General features: G+C 33.9%; 1 pseudogene. It reads left to right on the top strand.

The window, feature by feature from the left end:
- Positions 1-573 (top strand): annotated as a pseudogene (locus RV00_RS15975) (IS6-like element IS257 family transposase); the annotation flags it as partial.

Raw genomic sequence — 573 nt, 5'->3', positions numbered from 1 at the left:
GCTACTATCTAAGATATGCATTGAGTTATCGTGATATATCTGAAATATTAAGGGAACGTGGTGTAAACGTTCATCATTCAACGGTCTACCGTTGGGTTCAAGAATATGCCCAATTTTATATCAAATTTGGAAGAAAAAGCATCAAAAAGCTTATTACAAATGGCGTATTGATGAGACGTACATCAAAATAAAAGGAAAATGGAGCTATTTATATCGTGCCATTGATGCAGAGGGACATACATTAGATATTTGGTTGCGTAAGCAACGAGATAATCATTCAGCATATGCATTTATCAAACGTCTCATTAAACAATTTGGTAAACCTCAAAAGGTAATTACAGATCAGGCACCTTCAACGAAGGTAGCAATGGCTAAAGTAATTAAAGCTTTTAAACTTAAACCTGACTGTCATTGTACATCGAAATATCTGAATAACCTCATTGAGCAAGATCACCGTCATATTAAAGTAAGAAAGACAAGATATCAAAGTATCAATACGGCAAAGAATACTTTAAAAGGTATTGAATGTATTTACGCTCTATATAAAAAGAACCGCAGGTCTCTTCAGATCTA

This window comes from Enterococcus devriesei, from assembly GCF_001885905.1.
Classification (GTDB): Bacteria; Bacillota; Bacilli; order Lactobacillales; family Enterococcaceae; genus Enterococcus_A; species Enterococcus_A devriesei.
Note: the sequence above shows the minus strand (reverse complement) of the source record. Positions and strands in the feature narration are given on the sequence as shown.